Origin of the sequence: Bradyrhizobium sp. SZCCHNS1022 (genome assembly GCF_032484835.1) — a bacterium.
Classification (GTDB): Bacteria; Pseudomonadota; Alphaproteobacteria; order Rhizobiales; family Xanthobacteraceae; genus Bradyrhizobium.
On the sequence record NZ_JAUETT010000005.1, the window covers coordinates 446,798 to 464,150 of the forward strand.

The window sequence follows — 17,353 nt, forward strand, 5'->3', positions numbered from 1 at the left end:
CCACAGCCCATCAACGTGGTCGCACGAAATCACGGCGTTGAAAAGCTCTTGACTCCATCTCGCCTTTGCCGGGGATCACAGACCATTCACAGACCCATGGCGTTGATCATCTGATCCATCGTCCGTGACGGTTCGGCGCAACCTGCTTCGCCGACGATCTTGGCCGGCACGCCGGCGACCGTGACGTTGTTCGGAACCGGCTTCACCACGACGGAGCCGGCCGCAATGCGCGCGCAGTGACCAACCTCGATATTGCCGAGAACTTTCGCGCCGGCGCCGATCAGTACCCCGTGCCTGATCTTGGGATGACGGTCCTCATTCTCCTTGCCGGTGCCGCCGAGCGTGACGCCGTGCAGGATCGAGACATTATCCTCGATAAGAGCGGTCTCGCCGCAGACAAATCCCGTAGCATGATCGAGGAAGATGCCGCGCCCGATCCGCGCGGCGGGGTTGATGTCGGTCTGAAACACGGCCGACGAACGGCTTTGCAGGTAGAAGGCGAAATCCTTGCGGTTCTTCCGGTACAACCAGTGTGCCAGCCGATGGGTCTGTATGGCGTGAAAGCCTTTGAAATAGAGCAACGGATCGATGAAGCGTGACGTTGCAGGATCGCGGTCGTAGACCGCGACAAGATCGGCGCGGAACGCATGGCCGAGATCCGGCTCGTCGCGCAAGGCATCGTCATAGGTCTGCCGGATCAGGTCACCCGAGAGTGCGGAGTGGTCGAGCCGATCGGTGATGCGATGTACGACCGAATCTTCCAAACGGTCGTGATGCAGCACGGTTGAATAGATGAAGGTCGCAAGTTCGGGTTCGCGACGGACGATATCTTCCGCCTCTTGCCGAATCCGATCCCAGATCGGATCGAGTGCTGCCACTTTGCCGGCGTGCGGATGGGTCTGATGCATGGCCATGGGCTGCCCTCAACTTCAACAAATATCATTATAGCACGGAGCCCGCCTTGTGTCCTTCAGGCGCGCCGTCTTCGAGCCAACCTGCGTGGCATTCAAAGACCGGCGATCACGGCACTGGCAGCACCAAATTTGACACACTTCCCTGACCGGCGCGCGAACACCGCTCCGGCCAAAGAAGCGCGCAGGTCAAAGGTGGCCTTTGGGAACCGGAAATCAAGCGCTGCCCCTCCAGCGCATCAATGCTGCACTGCAAACTCCGAAAAGATGGCAGGGCGCCTCCGGTATCCACCCGACCTTTACCATCCATTACTCTGCGACTATTGATGAGCCCGCCAGTGTTCCGGCTCCGACATTCGTGTCTTCTCGGAGCATCGTCTCATACGAATGTCTGAGCCGAAGCAACGCTGGCAGCATCGATTCTGCAGTGGTCTTGGATTTGACGTTCGCTGAGCGGATCCGAGGCGGCACCGAAGCGAATGTCGATCCCACCGCACTTGGGCCCAATTCCGAGCCGCGGTGGCCAGATGGGGGATGCTGGCATCAGCAACACACAGACCCTGGATGCGCGGACGGCCGAAACCGCTTCGGTTTGGCTCCCCCTCGTCATCATTCCACTTTTCCTGGTCGCACCGGCCTTGTGGAACGGCTACCCGCTTCTGCAATGGGATACGGGCGGCTATCTGGCGCGTTGGTACGAGGGCTATCTGGTTCCCAGCCGCTCGACGGTGTTCGGCCTGTATCTGCATTACGGCGAAGCTTCGGGTTTCTGGCTCAATCTCACCTTTCAGGCATTGGCGACGCTCTGGATCCTGCAGCTCACATTGCGCGTCCTGGGATTGAGCCAGCCGTTACGGCTGCTCTGGATCGGACTGCTCTTGATCCTCACCACCGCCCTGCCCTGGCTCGCCAGCATGCTGCTGACCGACATTTTCGCGGGCCTGGCCGTGCTCGCCCTGTTCATCCTGGTCACCCAGGCAGACCGGACGTCCGGATTGGAAAAGACCGCGCTGTTCGTATTCACGGCGTTTGCGTCCGCCACCCATAGCGCCACGCTTGGCGTCCTGTTCGGGCTCTGCTGCGTCGGCTGGGTCGCCAAGCCCTTCCTTCGCGACCGGATTTCGTTCTCAGGCTTGGTGCAGGCAAGCGCCACGATCCTGGTCGGCGCGGCGATGCTGCTCGCCGCCAACGCTGCACTCTCGAGACAGTTCGCCTGGACGCCGGGCGGGGTCGGCGTCGCCTTCGGCCGGATGCTCCAGGACGGCATCGTCACGCAATACCTGCGCGACCACTGCCCGCAGCAGAAGCTCAAGCTGTGCCCTTATCGCAATGAGCTGCCGCCCACTGCCGATGACTTCCTGTGGGGCCACAGCATGTTCGACAAGCTCGGTCGCTTCGACGGGCTGAACGACGAGATGGGTTTCATCGTCGAGCGCTCGCTCGCCGAATATCCGCTCTGGCAGGTCAAGGCGGCCGCAGTGGCCACCGCGGAGCAGCTGGTGCATGTCGCGACGGGTGAAGGCACCAACGGCTGGCTGCCGCATACCTATGGCATCATCGACCGCTATGTCCCCGCGCAGTCTCAGGCGATGCATGCCGCGCATCAGCAGCATTGGGAGATCAATTTCGCGCCGGTGAACTGGCTGCATGTGCCGGTCGCGCTCGGCTCGATGCTGGCCGTGGTCGCAATCGTTGGCCACGCGATCTGGCGGCGGCGACGGGATGACGTCGCCCTGCTCGCAGCAACGGTGACGCTGGCTTTGCTCGGCAATGCGGTGATCTGCGGGGTGATCTCCGGACCGCACGATCGTTACGGTGCGCGAATAGTCTGGATCGCAACCTTCACCGGGCTGATCGCGGCCGCTCGCTATCTCTCCGGTGCGGACAAGCCGGCTCCGTCGCTGCGATCGGCGTGAGCTATTTTCGGCGTGACAGGAAGTCGATCACACCGGCCTTGTAAACCTTGTCGCCGACGGCGCGCATATGGTCGCGGTTGGGAATCTCGAGCACGTCTGCGCCGGGAATGAGCGCCCCCAGCGCCGGAGCGGACCCTGCCACTTCGTCTGCTGTACCCACGGCAATGAGTACGGGCACGTCGATGCGTCCCGCGTCCTCGCGCGACATTAGCCCGCGTGAGCCGCGCATGCAGGCGGCGAGTGCCAGCCGATCGGATCGCGTCTGATCGGCAAAAGCGCGAAACGTTCGCCCGACAGGATCTGTGACGTCGTCCAGTGATGGCGCTTCCAACGCGGCTGCGACATTCTCGCCGGGGCCGCCGCCTTCGATCATCGCCATGCCGATGCCGCCGAAGATCGCCGAGCGCACGCGGGGGGGCGCGGTCAGCGCGATGTGACCGGCGATGCGTCCGCCGAGCGAATAACCCATGATGTCGGCGCTTGCGATGCCGAGATGATCGAGCAGCGCGGTGACGTCGCTTGCCATCTCCGCAATGGAATATTGCGCGGGTTCATAAAGCTTCGTCGAGTCGCCATGGCCGCGATTGTCGAGCGCGATCACGCGCCGCCCGTCCTTGCGCAGGTCGCTGACCCAGGTCGGATAGACCCAGTTGACGTTCTTGCTCGAGGCGAAGCCGTGCACCAGGACGATCGGATCGCCCTCCCCCTCGTCCAGAAAAGCAATTTCGACTGTGCCGTTGTGAAAGCTCGGCATCGGCGATTGACCCCGAAGTTGGCGTGGAGAATGGGAGGCAAACTTAGCCGCAGCTCGCCGCCGGAGAAAGCACCGCAGCAGCGGAACCGGCCTGCGCCTGGCGAAGGCGGCGTCGCTTGCGCCGGTCGAGCCAGGATTGCGTCGCCCGCTCGGTCGTGGCCTTGATCGAGGAGAGGAACCCAAACACCATCATAAGCGCACTCAACAGCCAGAGCGCGAGGTTGAAGGTTCCCGTCAGCAGGAGCAGCGCGCCGCGACCGAGCAGTTTCAGGATCGCCCGGGTCTGGCCGCCCTTGGCTTCGGCGAGGCGCGCCGCACGCGCCACGTCTTTCGGGCCCTCGGCGAGCTTCAGCGAATCGAGCGCGCCACGGGTTCCGGACTTCTCGGTGATACGGCCGACATCCTTGGCGAGCCGCACCAGTCCACCTGCCTTTTCGGCCCGGAATGCCGCTTTGATCGCGGTCGCCGTCTCGCCGGGACGCAACACCGAGCTGGAGGCAACCGCCTGCTCGAGCGCCGGCGTATCCACCACCTCACGCGCCGAGCGGCCGGCCCACGCGGCGAGCCCCTCGCCCAGCCGGCCCGCTTTGCGGGCATCCTTCACCAGCGTCAGCCCTGCGCGCACCGGCGTTGCCGTGCCGGCCGAAACATAGGTCGCCGCGGTCACGGCCAGTCCTGCCGTGGCGAGACCCAGCACCAGCCGGTCGGTCGCCTCGCCCATCACCAGATGCTTGCCTTCGCGCACCGCATCTCGGATGTCACCGAACACAAAAAGATCGCCGGCCACGGTTCCCGAGAGGCTCGCGACATCGTCCGCCTGGCCGGTCACAAGCCCGCTGGCAAAGCGCTTGGCAAAATGTGGCGTCGAGTTTTCCGCTGCGAGCGCATCTGCCACTCGCCGGGCCTGCTCGTCGCTGACGTTCACCTGCTTGTCCTGTGCGAGCGCCAGGAAACTGCTCGCAAGATCCGCATCGCCGGCATCGAGCGCGGCGTCGATGTTCTGCGCGATCAGAGCCTCATTGTTCCGCAACAGAGAACTCAGCTGGATATCAGACAGAAGTGCAGGATCGTCCTGCGCGGCGAGCATCGCGCCGGCCTGCCGGGCGTGCGGCCACAACGCGCCGCCGATGGCCACGCTGAATGCAACTCCGGCCAGAGCCAGATTGAGTCGTCCTGCTTTCACGCCGATTCACGCCTTCTCACGGCAATTTGGCAAGACATAGTGCTCCGGTATCAAGACACAACGGCCCCGACGAAAGAAGGGCTTCTCGATCGGACCGCGATTGTGTCGAATCCACATGTAAAAATTAACGGCGAGTGTCGCGCGAAACGCGGGTTCCCCACCCTAGGAATTGCCTGCGCCCGCCAGTATGGTGCGCGCCGTTTCGACGGCGGCCACCGGAGTCCCGCGTGCTGCCCTGATTCTTGCGTCTGCTCCCGTTGCCACCCAAGGTGAACTCGATGGCCGATAACATCGTCCCGCACTTCCACAATGATGCCGGTGTTCCCGTCATTGAGATCGGCTCGCATGAGTTCATGTGCGTGGGCGCCAATCCGCCCTTCGATCATCCGCACGTCTTCCTCGACCTCGGCAACGACAAGGAGATCATCTGCCCTTACTGCTCGACGCTGTATCGCTATGCAGCCGACCTCGCGCCGGGCGAAGCGCGACCGCCGGAATGCGTGCTGAAGGACGTCGCCTGATCGAGCAGTGGCGCCATCTCGCACCATCTTCGTCGCAGGGGCCGGGATTGGCGGGCTGACCGCGGCGCTGGCGCTCGCGACCAAGGGCTTCCACGTCGTGGTGCTGGAAAAGGCCGAGCGTCTCGAAGAAGTGGGCGCCGGCCTGCAGCTCTCGCCCAACGCCAGCCGCGTGCTGATCGATCTCGGACTGAAGCCGCGGCTATCGGCATGCGCCGTCGTTCCCGAATCGATCGCGATCATGAGCGCGCGGGCGGGCGGTGAGATCGTGCGGCTGCCGCTGGGCGAGGCTGCAAGCCGAGCGGCCGGCGCTCCCTATTGGGTGATCCACCGCGCCGACCTGCAGGGGGCGCTCGCGGCCGAGGCCATGGCTCATCCCGACATCGATCTGCGGCTCGGCTGCCAGTTCGAGGACGCCGCAGGCCACGCCAAGGGCCTGACCGTCGTCCACCGCCGTGGCAATGATCGCAGACAGGACCTCGCGCTGGCCTTGATCGGGGCCGACGGGGTTTGGTCGACTGTTCGACATCATCTGTTTCCGCAGGTCCAAGCTCAATTCTCCGGCCTGATCGCCTGGCGCGGCACGTTGGACGCCAAGCAGTTGCCGCGCGAACTGACCGCAGCCCGTGTGCAGCTGTGGATGGGGCCGGACGCCCACCTCGTGGTCTATCCGATTTCCGGCGGCCGGCAGATCAACGTCGTGGCCGTAGTGCCGGGAACCTGGAATCGGCCAGGCTGGAGCACCGAAGGCAGCGCCGCCGAGCTGATGGCTGCTTTTGCCCCACCGCGCTGGCCAAGCCCGGCGCGCATGCTGCTCAATGCGGTCGGCAGCTGGCGCAAATGGGCTCTGTTCGGCGTGCCCGAAGGCAGCGACTGGGCCGAAGGGTCGATCGCCCTCCTGGGGGATGCCGCGCACGCGATGCTTCCCTTCGCCGCGCAAGGAGCGGGAATGGCGATCGAGGACGCCGCCGTCCTGGCGAAGACGTTGAGCGAAGCGCATCTGGAGGGGCCACGCGACGTCGCCGCGGCGTTGAAAACCTATGCCAAGCTGCGCCGTCCCCGCGTGACGCAGGTGCAGCGTACGGCGCGCAGCCAGGGCCGCATCTACCACATGGCCGGGCCGCTGGCGCTCGCCCGCGACCTCGCGATCAAAGCGCTCGGTCCGGCACGCCTGCTCAAGCGGCAGAGCTGGATCTATGACTGGCGGCTGTGACACCGCCGCGGCGCAAAGGTCGACCGGTCAGTAGGTCGAGCCGTCCTTCGGCAGTGTCGTGACCGGAGCCTCTGGAACGGATCGGCTCCCGGGCTTGGCCGGCTTTACCGACCTGACCGATTTGGCCGCCGTCTTTCCATGGGCGGAGGCTGGCGGAGATGGAGGCGTCTCCTGGCATTGGTTACGCCGCCAAGCCTCTTCGGCAAGCTGAGACTGTCCGCGAACCGCGACGTAGTCGTTGCGATAGGCGAGCTCCGCCACCACGGTGCCGCCTGCCCCGGTTTCCGCCTTTGCCATCAAGCCCTGCAATTCGGCCGAGCGGGACGCGAGAGTCTTGCGTTCGGCCTCGAGCTGCTTGCAATCGTAAAGCTCGTACTTGGCGGGGTCGGCGAAGGCGGTCGACATGCTGTCGCTCATGCCTGCGCAAGCTCCGAGCAAGGGCGCAAGCAGCAGCAGCCCCGCAAAGGGGGCCAACAGGGATGGGGCACAGCGGTATCCGGCGACGGTCATTCCACCTCGATAGTTCATGAAGCTTAAGACATCGTCTCAAGTCCGATCCAAAGGCGCCCGTCCCACAAGGCGCCTGACCAACCAGGCAGCCCCGATCCCAAGTCGCCTCGAAGGCCTGAGCCCGTTCTCAAGCAGGTGCAGACGTCCGGATTGAGGCTTTACCGAGGCGGCCCGGCTGGCTTAAGCATTGCGTGAGCTGCAAGGATGCTAGCAGACCTCATTCCCTTTCGCCGAATGAGGCGCTAAGTCCCTGATCTCAAATGCGGACGTGGCGGAATTGGTAGACGCAAGGGACTTAAAATTCATTGTGCCCTTTGAAAACACCGGGATTTTCTGTCTAACGCCCTGCAGTTTCACGATCCAAAACGATCGAAACAGCCCTGATTTGTCTAACGCTTCGAAGCGGGTAAACTACGCGTGGTAGTTACTCGGAGTGGTGCTTTATGTCCTGGCTGGGGCTCGTCGTTATCCTTCTGATCATTACAGTCATCACGGCAATCGCCGGATCGCGCCTGGCTCGCAGCTCCCTCAAGGTCGTGGCTGGCATCGCCGCTCTGTTGGCCCTAGCAATCTGGCTGTTCCACTCGACCACATGACTAACTCCGGCTGGCGCCGCAAAATTCGACTTGAGCCACGATGATGCGAATGCGCGCCGCTCTCGGCTCTGTACTGGCGCTTCTGCCGGCACTCGCTCTGGCCGATGACCTTGTCGGACATGCCACCGTGATCGACGGCGACACCATCGAAATTCACGGGCAGCGCGTTCGCCTGTGGGGCATCGACGCCCCGGAAGGCGACCAGCTGTGCCGGAACCAGCAGAGCGATCTCTATCCATGCGGCCGGGTCTCTGCTGCGGCGCTTGCGGCGATTTTGTATGCGATCCCCCGCCCGGTCACCTGTTCACCAACCGGCCAGGACCGATACGGTCGGACGGTTGCCGTTTGTCATCTCGGTACGCCTGGCCCGGACCTGGGCCACTGGCTCGTCGCCAACGGACACGCGCTCGACTGGCCGCGCTATTCCAGGGGCCAATACGACGACGCCCAACGTGGCGCCCAGACCGCCGGCCGTGGCATCTGGTCTGGCAGTTTCGTTGAGCCTTGGCGGTACCGGGACTGTACTCGCGCGGGCGGACGCCCGGCCGACTGCTCAGACAATGAAGCGCCTCACCTTGAGTGAGATCGAGAGGCCGGGCTGCATGCGTGAGGGCGGTTAATGTTGCAATTAACCGCCCTCACATCCGGAGATCGGCTCAAAGACGTGGCGGCCATGTCTATAGAGCAACCACGCCCCCGCGCCCCCAGCCCTAGCGGCTTCCCTTACGGCCGCGGCACTGGAATCATCCAAGCATGGCCATCGCCCTCACCCGTCGCCGCGCCCTCGACGCCCAGCAGGAAAGCTGGCGGGTCTTCTATGGCGACGTTGAGGCTGGGCACATCTCACGATGCACCGGAGCCCCTGCTGGAACAGACCCATGGCAATGGTTCTGCGGCTTCTATCCCGGCAGCCACCCTGGCGAACGGACGGTTGGCACGGCCGCCACGCTCGAGGAGGCCCGCCAAGCATTCGAGGGTGCCTGGGCCGCTTTCTTAGCCAAGCGCACGCCGGAAGACTTTGACGCCTACCGGCGCCACGTCGCCTCTACGCGATGGAAATACGCCATGTGGGACGCCGGCTGCCGCCTGCCGACCCAAAACACCTCCGGACGATCGCGCTGCTTCTGCGGCGCGGAGATCGATCTGCAGACGACCGAAAGCCACATCTATTCCGCCCACATGGCGGCGCCCGCCTTTTGACGATGTCCCCCGCGCATCGTTCAAACCCCGCTCTCGGGCGTCGACATCGGGACGAGATCCCCGGCCGAATGCTTCGCGACGATATTTGACCCGGGGCTATGCGATGGAGATCGCCTAAGGCCGCGCTGGGGCGGAGCGCGACAGCTTGGGCGGCCCTGGAGAATCATTCTAGGTTGTGTCAAGAAGAGCTTAAAAGCTGCGGAGGAAAATCGTGACGATCTGTGTAGCCGTCCAGGTCAACGATTGTCTGGTGTTCGCCGCGGATAGTGCTGTCACTCTGACCTATGGGTCTGATCCCAACGGGCAGGAAATCATCAATGTTTTCCCGCACGGTAATAAGGTCTTCAATCTCCACCGCGACCTACCTATCTGTGCGATGACGTGCGGCCTCGGAAACCTTGGACCAGAGTCCACCGCCATTCTGGCCAAGGATCTGCGTATCAAACTTATGGGAGGCGATGCCTCCTATGCCCTTGATCCTTCGAATTACACCATTGAGGAAGTCGCCGAGAAGACGAGAAAGTTCCTGTTCGACGAGAAGTTCTCGCAGCTTCCGGTCAAGCCTCAGACCCACTTGAATTTCTATATTGGGGGGTATTCCAGTGGTGCCGACGCTCCAGAGCGCTGGCTAGTTAGGATCGAGAGCGAAAAAAACCACTCCCCGGCGCCAGAACGACTTGGCGCCCCAGGCGAAGGCGGGTTGAGCTGGGGCGGGCAGCCCGAGGCTATTAACCGTTTGGTCATGGGAATCAGTGGGAATTATGCCGAGGCGCTCGCCGCCGAGAACATCGATCCGGCAGTGGGCGCACCGATCATCACCGCAGTGCAGAACCATTGCCAAGTGTATCTCGTTAGTGCAGCGATGCCCGTCCAGGATGCCATCAACTTGGCCGATTTCCTGGTTGAAACGACCAAGCGTTTCGTACGTTTTCTCCCGGGAGCCGACATCGTGGGCGGCGAGACCGATATAGCGGTTGTCACCAAGCACGAAGGCTTTAAGTGGATCAAGCGCAAGCACTTCTTCAGCTCTCATCTCAATCCGTCGGAGGTTTCCTATGGCACAAGATACCCAGTCGAAAAAGGAAAGCCCGGGCACTCAGGGGGAGCGAGTTGAAATGCCGAAGTATGAATACCAGAAGGACGACAATCGCTCTTACAGCGTCAGCTTCGCTCTCCCCGAGAAGCATGCTGACAAGCCGGCGAGCAAAAATGTCGCACAGTTGAAGGTATTCTGACGAAGCGCCAGGTACCCCCAAAGGACCCCGCGCCCGAGCGCGGGGTTTTTCGTTTGAAACATCCGTAAGTCGCTTCGGAGCCAAAGGCCCATGAACCACTGCCTGACTTACGACAGCACTGCGCTGGGTGAGCTGCACCGGCCCTGATTCCATGTGCAATCTCTACTCCATGACCAGGAACGTCGACGCGATCCGCCGGCTGTTCGGCATCGCGCCGGAGCGCGACCGCACCGGCAACCTGCCCGTGCTGCCGGGCATCTTTCCGGATTACCCGGCGCCGATAGTACGCAACGGCGAAGGCGGCCGTGAGCTGGTCATGGCGCGCTGGGGCATGCCGTCGTCGCAGAAGGCCCTGATGGACGCCACGAAGCGCCGTGCCGCCAAGCTCGAGGAGAAGGGCAAGACGGTCGACTTCAAGGAGCTGCTGCGTCTCGAGCCCGACAGCGGCACCACCAACATCCGCAACGTCAATAGTGCCCATTGGAAGCGCTGGCTCGCGCCCGCGAACCGCTGCCTGGTGCCGTTCACCTCGTTCAGCGAGTACGACACGGTTGACGGCAAGAAGGTGCCGGTCTGGTTCGCGGCCGAAGACAGCCGGCCCCTGCTCTGCTTCGCCGGTCTGTGGACCAGCTGGACCAGCGTGCGCAAGGTCAAAGAGGGAGAGGTCACATGCGACCTCTACGGCTTCCTGACCACCGAGCCCAACGCAATCGTCACGCCGATCCACCCAAAGGCCATGCCTGTCGTCCTGACCACGGACGAGGAGCGTGACGTCTGGCTGCGCGCGCCGTGGGACGAAGCCAGGGCGTTGCAGCGGCCGTTGCCTGATGATGTGCTGCAGATCGTTGCGCGCGGCGATAAGGAAGATCTGCAGGGAGGATCGGAGATGTCTGCAGGCGGCCGAGGTGAGCGATGACGATGAGCGCTGCAGGTGATGATGCAACTGGCACCGACGGAAAGGATGATGTTTTTCGCAATCTAAATGCGTTGACGCGGGAGTTGCCCGCTTTCGACGAGCGAGGCTTGGTCCTTGCTCTGGCTGCCTTCGCAGAAGACAATCTTGGAGAGCTGCTGAAAACATTCCTCATCGCCACAAAAGCCGCAACCGACCTGCTAGAAGGATTCAATGCCCCTCTCGGCACCTTGTCGTCTCGTATCAAAGCGGCCTTTGCCCTTGGCCTGATAACGAAGGATCAATTTGAGGATCTGGAACGCCTAAGGAAGATCAGAAACGAATTCTCTCACACCTGGAAGCCGATTTCGTTCAATGACGATCCTGTTCGGTCTCACATTAGAGCCATGAACTACAGCAGAGGTGACGACGAGTATCCGGAAACAGGCATAGAGAAAGTGCGAACGGCAATCGGGTTTCTCTTAGTTGAGCTGCAGGTCACCAGAAATCAAATAAGGAAAGCTGGTTTGGGGGCTCGCGTTATCGGGACGCATTTAATTACTGGCGCGCCAGAACATGACGCCGCGATTGAGACAGCACAGGCAAGGCTCGCTGACCTGGAGCTGCGGATATCGAACGCTACTGGAGAAAAGCTTTTGTTCTACCAGATGGTGCGAGAAAGGTGGGTTGAGCGGTTGAGCATACTAGAACGGCGGGTCTTGCCCAGCCGAAAGCAGGAGGTTGTTCAGATGCGAGAAAAGCTCTTGAACGACATTGCACGATCGGCGCCGAATGCGAGTGTATGAACGCCTCCCGAAGTCCGAAGCAGCGGTGGGCAATGGCTTTTACGCCACAAGCTCGCGGCAGCTTCCGAACTTGATACTGGACGGCCATGAGCAGGTTTGTTGAGCTCCGACCCTACGCCAATCCCGAAGCTGCGGCCCGCAAGATAATCGATATTGCCAACGGCTTAGGGGATGTCTGGGACGGGCGGCTATATACTGAGAAACTCAACTGGCCCATGCTGTTCGAGCTTGGCGCCACGCCCTCCGAGTGGCGCGCGGGTATTGACCTTGCCGTACAGAAAGGCTGGCTCTGGATGCATGAGAGCGGCACGTACTACAAGTTCACACAGGACGGCAAAGATCTGTTTGCTTGAAGGAGCGGCGCCTGTGGCAGATCAGATCGATGGGAAATCTGGTTTAGAGCGATGTCCGCGCTGCGACGGCACGCGGTGGATCTGCGAGGCCCACCCAGATCTGCCCTGGGAGGATAGCCCGCGCGGCTGCCGTTGCGGCGCGCCTGGCGACCCCTGCCCGGTCTGCAATCGCGCCGATGCCGATACCCCGCCCGAACTGCCATCCGGCTTCGAGGTTGATCAGGCGCGCGACCTCGAAACCGATCCGATCCTTGAAGACGACATCGAGAGCAGCGAGCTGGCGCCCCGCTCACCCGCGCCAACGCGTCGGCACTGACATGGTCCGCCGCCCCATCGACCTGCCGCCGGCGGCTGCCCGGACCTTCATGGAAGATCTGCAGGCCTATCTCAATGCATCCACCGGCCTGGAAAAGGACGCCATCGCCGCTCGGCAGTTGCGGACGCTCCGCGAGTTCGTTCCGGGCCGGCTTCGCCTGATGGAGGTCCGAGAGCTGTTCGAGACCATGAGCCAGGAACTCTCGAAAACAGGCACAAAAAAAAGCCCCGCGCCGAAGCGCGGGGCGAAGTCTGGGAGGACCCCCACGACGAGGGGCCGACGTTCAGCAGGCGAGCCTGCCGAAGTGGATGACGAGCGCCACCGCAAGAAGGGCGAGCCCTGCCGTAAAGGCGCATAGGAACGCCAGGGAAAGGCGGTCCATGTTGTATCTATCGAGCCAGGCCTCGACCTCGGCGCCGACGAGCGCATAGGCGGCCAGCACCGCAGAGACCAAAGCGTCCCGCATCACACCCTCCTGAAGGCGATCACGCCGCGGATCGATCGCGGCCGCTCGCGGACCGCGTTTCCATCGTTCCCCGAGAGCAGCATGATCCGACCGTCGCCCAGCACGCTGGTGATGATCCCGACGTGATGCCGCCAGACCGCGACTACGCCCCGTGCCGGACCCGCCGCAGCTGTGCCGACGCTCGCCCACGCGCGGGCCAGGTTCAGCCGAGCGTCGTCGATGCCGAGCCGCAGTCGAAGCCAGCAGCCGCACCAGGGGATGCCGGCGCAGGCCTGCGGACGATCGACAGCGCGGTGGTGGTGATGATGGTGTTTATGGTGGGCGCGGCGCGGCCGCGCGTCCGCCGGCGACGCCAGCGCAAGCGCAAGCGCCGCCAGAATGACGGTGCGAAGCATGATAGGTCCTTTCAGGAGGGTCAGTGCGCGCGGAGCTGCTGCTCGAGGCGATCGATTGTCCGCTGCATCTGTTCCTCTCGGCGACGCTGCGCGTCGCGGAGGTCGGCTTCGATCTGGTTCAGCCGCTTGTCATTGACGCTGTAGCGGAACTCGACCTCGGCCCTCGGAACGAGCTTCGACCTCAACTCGTTCACGTCATCTCGAACCGGAGACAAAGCTTGCCAGCCGATCCCGCCAAGCACCGTTACCAGAAATGCCGCGGCCGAAATTAGCACGGCCCACGGGGTCTTGTTGCGCTCGCTAAGCTGGGTCGCCAGGGACGAGAGCGCAGAGCGGAATTCCGTGGCCAGGCTCGCTATGGCCTTGTCAATCTTGGTGTCGAGCCCCAAGAGGCGATCGTTGATCTCGCGTATATCGCCGTCGAGATTGCCGACCTTGACATCGAGAGCCGCCAGCTCGGACTGCGACGCCGCGCTTTCGAGTAGTGAAGCGGCAGACGGAACGGTTGTCGTGGTCGTCACCGGCCGTCCTCCGCGGCCCGGCCGCGCACTTGCTCGTACCATTCTCGGCTCCCCGCCAATCGACCATTTGCCTCTTTGAGCGCGTCCCTCGTCACAGCGAGCCGCTCGCGCGGATCGCTACCGAGCCGCGCCTGCGGATCTTCGACGGGCGCCATGAACGCCGGCGCCGGTGGAAGTTCTCGCGCCAGAGGGGCAGGACTTGGACGCGATGCGCATGCCGCGCAGGTCGTCGCAAGTAAGAGCGCAGCTGGGAGCCGGACGCTTCTCCAGTTCGGCCACATAATCGGCAGTCCTTTCTTCTTCAACCTTGGACTGCTGTTGGATTGCAGCCAGCTTCAGGGAGGCGTCGGCGGCGGCCACTCGCGCGTCGTCGCGATCTTTCGCGGCCGCCGCGAGTTGGGCCCGGAGCGCGGCGGCCTGACATTGGCTGTCGGCCGCCGCGTAGCCTGCGTCGTAGACGTGAATGCCGACGCCGGCGAAGGCGATCAGCAGAAGGCCGAGCGCGATCGCCTCGAGGACGATCGGCGAGAGACCCGTGAGACGAGCGAGAACCGCGATCATCGATCAGTCCTCCCGCAGACACCACGGCCGCTCGCCCCACATTGCGTTGGTGCGACGGTTGTAGAGCCCCTGGAGATACTTGCCGTTGGCGTTTACGTACTTGACCATGGCGTCACAGGCCTCACGCACGCGCCCCTCATTGAGGTCGCGCGCGATCGAGGTGCCGCAGATCCTCGCGGGACCGAGATTGACCGCGAACGACGCAAGTGCGGCCTGACGATGTGGCGGCATCGTCGGCAGCGACGGCACGCACTCGACCACCTTTGACGCGTAGCGCTGCGCGGCCTCAGCGAGAGCCTGCTTGCACTCAGCCTCCGTGAACTTCATCCCGACCCGAAGCCACGGCCAATCATAGTTCGTGATGCCCCCGCACACCGTCACGACACCCGGCGGGTCGAACGGCAGATGCTCGGCGACCAGGCTCATGCCTTCCCAGTGCCCGACCAGGACGCCCGCGAGAGCCGCGCCGGCGGCCGACAGTCCAACCTTTTTGCTCACCTTCGCCATCAATCTGCTCCCGGCTGCTTGAGAAGACGCGCGACGCCGAATGCGACGGAGAGGACTACGCCCCCCGCTGCATATGCCGCGGTCGGAATGTGGTCGGCGAGCGCCGGCCAGATCATGATCGCGCCGCCAACGGCGCTCCAGAACGCGGCGCCCGCGATAGCGGCCCGCATGCTGTGAAGGCGCAGCAGTTCGCGGCGCCAGTTGTCGATCAGACGCATAGTCCTTCCCTTTCCCCATGAAAAAAGCCGCCCGATCGGGCGGCTGTTGCGCTTGATATTTCTAACTATCAGCCGCTGATGCCACTTACTGTGACCTGACCGGAGTAGGTACAGCTTCCGGCATTGTGACCACCCAGCATCGTCGCGTAATAAACGCCCTCTCCGCAGATCAGTGACGTGACGGCACTCACGCACTGATTGTTCGCCGTGTTCTGGTATTGCACCGTGCTCGGACCGACCGCAGCAGCGGCCGCGCCTATAGCCGCGTAGCCCAGCTGCATTCCAAGGTTTGATACATCCGTGCAGGAGACGTTCGCCATCGTCGAGGCCTGCACCGTGTTTTCGTCTGCCCACACCAGGAAGTAACAACGAGCTCCAGGCGAACCGAGGCTAGCCCCCCCGCCAATCTCTTGGAAGTATCCCCCCGGCGAATTGACGCTGCTCAGCAGAGCACCGCTCAACGCGCGCGTGCGGCGATTAAACCAACTCGCGACAAGAGCGCTTGTGAACTGCGCACTCGCGTTGGTGTAGATCAAGCCGATCAGCGATCGGCTGTCGTCGCCATTCTTGATCTCCGTGCCGACATTGCCGACCGTTGCGCTCGTCGCGCGCGGTGTTGTGCTAAATTCACCTGTTAGAACACCGCCACTTACGAAGTCGTATACGTAGTAAAGAGTGTTCGGCGCTAGATTTTGACCGGCGACGCCGTTCACATAGACGCCCGTGTTGGAGAGCCCCGCGATGCCCGCCGCCGGTATCCGGTAGACCTGACCGTTGATCTTGTGAAGATCGCCTTTGAACGGCTTGTACGAGAGGGACGTCGCGCCGGAGTACAGCAGCCGGCCGCACTCGTGCACCATGCCCAAATTGGCAATCGCCTGCAGTCGTTGCGCTTCGCTCAACGCCTGCGGATTGGCGTAGAGGACTGCGCCTGCCGGAAGCACGCCAGTCAGCTGCGAACCGTCTACCGGCGGCAGCTTGGCGTTGCTGTCCAACTGGACGATGCCGTTCGCGCCCGTGCCGACATTCAGCCCAGCTGCCGTCCCGAGCGACGGCCGCCCGGCCAGATCGGCATAATTTCCGGAGACGGCAACCGCCGCCAATCCCAGGTTGGAGACAGCTTGCGACTTCTGCGCCGGGTTCAGCCCCTGCGGCACGTCAACGCGCAGACGCACACCGAGCGCAGCCGTGACGGTCGCCGCGTAACTGGCGTCATCGTTGATCGCGTCAGCGAGCTCCTTCAGCGTGTCCAAAGCCCCGGGCGCGCCGCCCACGACGTTTGTGATCGCAGTCCGAACATACTCGGTAGTCGCGATTTGCGTGGAGTTTACCGTCTGCGCGGCTGTCGGCGCGGTCGGCGCACCTGCCAGCTGCGGTGAATAGGTCGGCGCGAAGGACGCGATCGCCGCTAGGGCGATCTTGTTCTGGCCGTCGATCGTGAAGACGACATTTGGCGTCACCGCTACAGCATCGAGCAGCGCCAGCGTGCCGCTGAGCGCGTGCGGCGCGTCCCAATGCGAGGGCTGCACCGCGCCTGGATCACCGTTGTCGCCGCGGCCAGACTGGAATTGATGGGTAATCGGCATGAATCGGCCTTAGCTGGCGTGAAAACGAAAACGGCGACGCCCGAAGGCGACGCCGTTTGCTCTCTCGATGGTGTCAGTGCTTAGCGGATGCCGGCGTAAGCTTGATCGATGAGCGGGAGCGAGATGATCGCGCCGCTGTCGATCTGCGAGGCCACGTCGGCCTCAGCCGCAAAGCACGCCTGGACGTGCTGCGCGATCGCCACGGCGGTCGCCTCGATCTGCGCGGCGTTGAGCGCCGTAAAGGCGCCATCGGCACACTTCCACTGCGTCGTGAAGGTCGCGTCCTTCACGGCCATATTATAGGCACCATTGATCATGCCTTGGCTCTCGCGGCTCGTGTCTAGCGCAACCCCGTTGATGGTCATGCCACCGGTCTCTTTCCGGTAGCGCGTCGCTGCAGAGTAAGCCTTCAGCTGGGCCTTCGTGTAGCTGGTCGGCGTCGGCTGAGCGAAGGTCGTACCGTTGAACAGCCACTCATCTCGGAATGCTCGCACGTAACCCCACACCTCCGCTTCAGAGTCGAGCTTCGAGGGCATCCGGCCGCTCACCTCAGAAAGCCAATTCTGGTAAGCCGTGTCACTCTCCGCAACGTAGGTATTAGTTGCGCTGGAGTAGACGCCCTCGGTCGATCCGACCTTCCAATACCAGTTCGCCGGATCGAACCGGAACAACTGGCTCTGTTTCTGCAGCATGAGA

The 17,353-nt window shown here is 63.0% G+C and carries 22 protein-coding genes; 10 read left to right on the forward strand and 12 right to left on the reverse strand.

The annotated features are described in order from the left end of the window. Positions 1-86 precede the first annotated feature (86 nt). Complete coding sequence (cysE, locus tag QX071_RS27505; protein ID WP_315705086.1) at positions 87-914, reverse strand: serine O-acetyltransferase; 828 nt, start codon at positions 912-914, stop codon at positions 87-89. 524 nt (positions 915-1,438) lie between these two features. Here cysE and QX071_RS27510 point away from each other — a divergent pair. Continuing rightward, positions 1,439-2,827, forward strand: coding sequence for a hypothetical protein (locus QX071_RS27510; protein WP_315705085.1), 1,389 nt, complete (start codon positions 1,439-1,441; stop codon positions 2,825-2,827). A gap of 1 nt (position 2,828) precedes the next feature. Here QX071_RS27510 and QX071_RS27515 read toward each other — a convergent pair whose 3' ends face one another. Together QX071_RS27515 and QX071_RS27520 are read right to left on the reverse strand one after the other, a co-directional pair. Then, the gene (locus QX071_RS27515; protein WP_315705084.1) at positions 2,829-3,581 is read right to left on the reverse strand and encodes an alpha/beta hydrolase; all 753 of its coding nucleotides are present in this window, start codon (positions 3,579-3,581) and stop codon (positions 2,829-2,831) included. Between the two features lie 43 nt (positions 3,582-3,624). Beyond that, positions 3,625-4,764, reverse strand: a complete 1,140-nt coding sequence (locus QX071_RS27520; protein ID WP_315705083.1) for a hypothetical protein — start codon at positions 4,762-4,764, stop codon at positions 3,625-3,627. Positions 4,765-5,042: 278 nt separating this feature from the next. Here QX071_RS27520 and QX071_RS27525 point away from each other — a divergent pair, with 278 nt between their 5' ends. Together QX071_RS27525 and QX071_RS27530 are read left to right on the forward strand one after the other, a co-directional pair. Beyond that, the gene (locus QX071_RS27525) at positions 5,043-5,285 is read left to right on the forward strand and encodes a zinc-finger domain-containing protein (protein ID WP_315705082.1); all 243 of its coding nucleotides are present in this window, start codon (positions 5,043-5,045) and stop codon (positions 5,283-5,285) included. A 7-nt stretch (positions 5,286-5,292) separates the two neighbouring features. Further along, complete coding sequence (locus tag QX071_RS27530) at positions 5,293-6,495, forward strand: FAD-dependent monooxygenase (protein WP_315705081.1); 1,203 nt, start codon at positions 5,293-5,295, stop codon at positions 6,493-6,495. 27 nt (positions 6,496-6,522) lie between these two features. Here the strand turns inward: QX071_RS27530 and QX071_RS27535 are convergent, their stop codons facing one another. Further along, positions 6,523-7,005 carry a hypothetical protein gene (locus tag QX071_RS27535; RefSeq protein ID WP_315705080.1) on the reverse strand — a complete coding sequence of 161 codons (483 nt, stop codon included), beginning with the start codon at positions 7,003-7,005 and terminating at the stop codon, positions 6,523-6,525. Positions 7,006-7,650: 645 nt separating this feature from the next. Between QX071_RS27535 and QX071_RS27540 the strand changes: the two genes are divergently transcribed. The 7 genes from QX071_RS27540 (at position 7,651) to QX071_RS27570 (ending at position 12,403) form a co-directional block, all read left to right on the forward strand. Further along, complete coding sequence (locus QX071_RS27540) at positions 7,651-8,184, forward strand: thermonuclease family protein (protein ID WP_316172168.1); 534 nt, start codon at positions 7,651-7,653, stop codon at positions 8,182-8,184. A gap of 170 nt (positions 8,185-8,354) precedes the next feature. Then, the gene (locus QX071_RS27545; RefSeq protein ID WP_316172167.1) at positions 8,355-8,801 is read left to right on the forward strand and encodes a hypothetical protein; all 447 of its coding nucleotides are present in this window, start codon (positions 8,355-8,357) and stop codon (positions 8,799-8,801) included. A 211-nt stretch (positions 8,802-9,012) separates the two neighbouring features. Continuing rightward, complete coding sequence (locus tag QX071_RS27550; RefSeq protein WP_316172166.1) at positions 9,013-9,915, forward strand: hypothetical protein; 903 nt, start codon at positions 9,013-9,015, stop codon at positions 9,913-9,915. Positions 9,916-10,187: 272 nt separating this feature from the next. Next, positions 10,188-10,952: an SOS response-associated peptidase gene (locus QX071_RS27555; protein WP_316172165.1), complete on the forward strand. Its 765-nt coding sequence runs from the start codon at positions 10,188-10,190 to the stop codon at positions 10,950-10,952. Next, entirely contained in the window at positions 10,949-11,734 is a 786-nt protein-coding gene (locus tag QX071_RS27560) for an MltR family transcriptional regulator (RefSeq protein ID WP_316172164.1), read from the forward strand. Before QX071_RS27555 ends, QX071_RS27560 begins: the two co-directional genes overlap by 4 nt. Positions 11,735-11,820: 86 nt before the next feature. Continuing rightward, positions 11,821-12,087: a hypothetical protein gene (locus tag QX071_RS27565; RefSeq protein ID WP_316172163.1), complete on the forward strand. Its 267-nt coding sequence runs from the start codon at positions 11,821-11,823 to the stop codon at positions 12,085-12,087. A gap of 13 nt (positions 12,088-12,100) precedes the next feature. Further along, the gene (locus QX071_RS27570) at positions 12,101-12,403 is read left to right on the forward strand and encodes a hypothetical protein (RefSeq protein ID WP_316172162.1); all 303 of its coding nucleotides are present in this window, start codon (positions 12,101-12,103) and stop codon (positions 12,401-12,403) included. A 283-nt stretch (positions 12,404-12,686) separates the two neighbouring features. On the opposite strand, the gene QX071_RS27575 is transcribed toward QX071_RS27570, so the two are convergent. From QX071_RS27575 to QX071_RS27610, 8 genes are all read right to left on the reverse strand, one after another. After that, positions 12,687-12,869 (reverse strand): hypothetical protein, encoded by a 183-nt coding sequence (locus tag QX071_RS27575; protein ID WP_316172161.1) that lies wholly within the window; start codon positions 12,867-12,869, stop codon positions 12,687-12,689. Continuing rightward, on the reverse strand, positions 12,869-13,264 hold the full coding sequence (locus QX071_RS27580; RefSeq protein WP_316172160.1) for a hypothetical protein: 396 nt from the start codon (positions 13,262-13,264) through the stop codon (positions 12,869-12,871). Before QX071_RS27580 ends, QX071_RS27575 begins: the two co-directional genes overlap by 1 nt. A gap of 20 nt (positions 13,265-13,284) precedes the next feature. Next, entirely contained in the window at positions 13,285-13,785 is a 501-nt protein-coding gene (locus QX071_RS27585; protein WP_316172159.1) for a hypothetical protein, read from the reverse strand. Between the two features lie 117 nt (positions 13,786-13,902). Continuing rightward, positions 13,903-14,346, reverse strand: a complete 444-nt coding sequence (locus QX071_RS27590; RefSeq protein WP_316172158.1) for a protease IV — start codon at positions 14,344-14,346, stop codon at positions 13,903-13,905. Positions 14,347-14,349: 3 nt separating this feature from the next. Beyond that, on the reverse strand, positions 14,350-14,853 hold the full coding sequence (locus tag QX071_RS27595) for a lysozyme (RefSeq protein ID WP_316172157.1): 504 nt from the start codon (positions 14,851-14,853) through the stop codon (positions 14,350-14,352). Beyond that, a complete protein-coding gene (locus QX071_RS27600; RefSeq protein ID WP_316172156.1) occupies positions 14,853-15,071 on the reverse strand; it encodes a hypothetical protein in 219 nt (72 codons plus the stop codon). The genes QX071_RS27595 and QX071_RS27600 overlap by 1 nt, the downstream gene beginning before the upstream one ends. 68 nt (positions 15,072-15,139) lie before the next feature. Continuing rightward, complete coding sequence (locus tag QX071_RS27605) at positions 15,140-16,657, reverse strand: hypothetical protein (protein ID WP_316172155.1); 1,518 nt, start codon at positions 16,655-16,657, stop codon at positions 15,140-15,142. A gap of 80 nt (positions 16,658-16,737) precedes the next feature. Continuing rightward, entirely contained in the window at positions 16,738-17,349 is a 612-nt protein-coding gene (locus tag QX071_RS27610; RefSeq protein WP_316172154.1) for a DUF4376 domain-containing protein, read from the reverse strand. Between the last annotated feature and the right edge of the window lie 4 nt (positions 17,350-17,353).

What these genes read in the sequence shown, in the direction of transcription:
- QX071_RS27510 (WP_315705085.1), top strand. Translation starts at nt 1,439, where the DNA reads ATGGGGGATGCTGGCATCAGCAACACACAGACCCTGGATGCGCGGACG.
- QX071_RS27535 (WP_315705080.1), bottom strand. Translation starts at nt 7,005, where the DNA reads ATGACCGTCGCCGGATACCGCTGTGCCCCATCCCTGTTGGCCCCCTTT.
- QX071_RS27555 (WP_316172165.1), top strand. Translation starts at nt 10,188, where the DNA reads ATGTGCAATCTCTACTCCATGACCAGGAACGTCGACGCGATCCGCCGG.
- QX071_RS27580 (WP_316172160.1), bottom strand. Translation starts at nt 13,264, where the DNA reads ATGCTTCGCACCGTCATTCTGGCGGCGCTTGCGCTTGCGCTGGCGTCG.
- QX071_RS27540 (WP_316172168.1), top strand. Translation starts at nt 7,651, where the DNA reads ATGCGCGCCGCTCTCGGCTCTGTACTGGCGCTTCTGCCGGCACTCGCT.
- QX071_RS27575 (WP_316172161.1), bottom strand. Translation starts at nt 12,869, where the DNA reads ATGCGGGACGCTTTGGTCTCTGCGGTGCTGGCCGCCTATGCGCTCGTC.
- QX071_RS27560 (WP_316172164.1), top strand. Translation starts at nt 10,949, where the DNA reads ATGACGATGAGCGCTGCAGGTGATGATGCAACTGGCACCGACGGAAAG.
- QX071_RS27610 (WP_316172154.1), bottom strand. Translation starts at nt 17,349, where the DNA reads ATGCTGCAGAAACAGAGCCAGTTGTTCCGGTTCGATCCGGCGAACTGG.
- QX071_RS27545 (WP_316172167.1), top strand. Translation starts at nt 8,355, where the DNA reads ATGGCCATCGCCCTCACCCGTCGCCGCGCCCTCGACGCCCAGCAGGAA.
- QX071_RS27590 (WP_316172158.1), bottom strand. Translation starts at nt 14,346, where the DNA reads ATGATCGCGGTTCTCGCTCGTCTCACGGGTCTCTCGCCGATCGTCCTC.
- QX071_RS27525 (WP_315705082.1), top strand. Translation starts at nt 5,043, where the DNA reads ATGGCCGATAACATCGTCCCGCACTTCCACAATGATGCCGGTGTTCCC.
- QX071_RS27565 (WP_316172163.1), top strand. Translation starts at nt 11,821, where the DNA reads ATGAGCAGGTTTGTTGAGCTCCGACCCTACGCCAATCCCGAAGCTGCG.
- QX071_RS27605 (WP_316172155.1), bottom strand. Translation starts at nt 16,657, where the DNA reads ATGCCGATTACCCATCAATTCCAGTCTGGCCGCGGCGACAACGGTGAT.
- QX071_RS27595 (WP_316172157.1), bottom strand. Translation starts at nt 14,853, where the DNA reads ATGGCGAAGGTGAGCAAAAAGGTTGGACTGTCGGCCGCCGGCGCGGCT.
- cysE (WP_315705086.1), bottom strand. Translation starts at nt 914, where the DNA reads ATGGCCATGCATCAGACCCATCCGCACGCCGGCAAAGTGGCAGCACTC.
- QX071_RS27600 (WP_316172156.1), bottom strand. Translation starts at nt 15,071, where the DNA reads ATGCGTCTGATCGACAACTGGCGCCGCGAACTGCTGCGCCTTCACAGC.
- QX071_RS27515 (WP_315705084.1), bottom strand. Translation starts at nt 3,581, where the DNA reads ATGCCGAGCTTTCACAACGGCACAGTCGAAATTGCTTTTCTGGACGAG.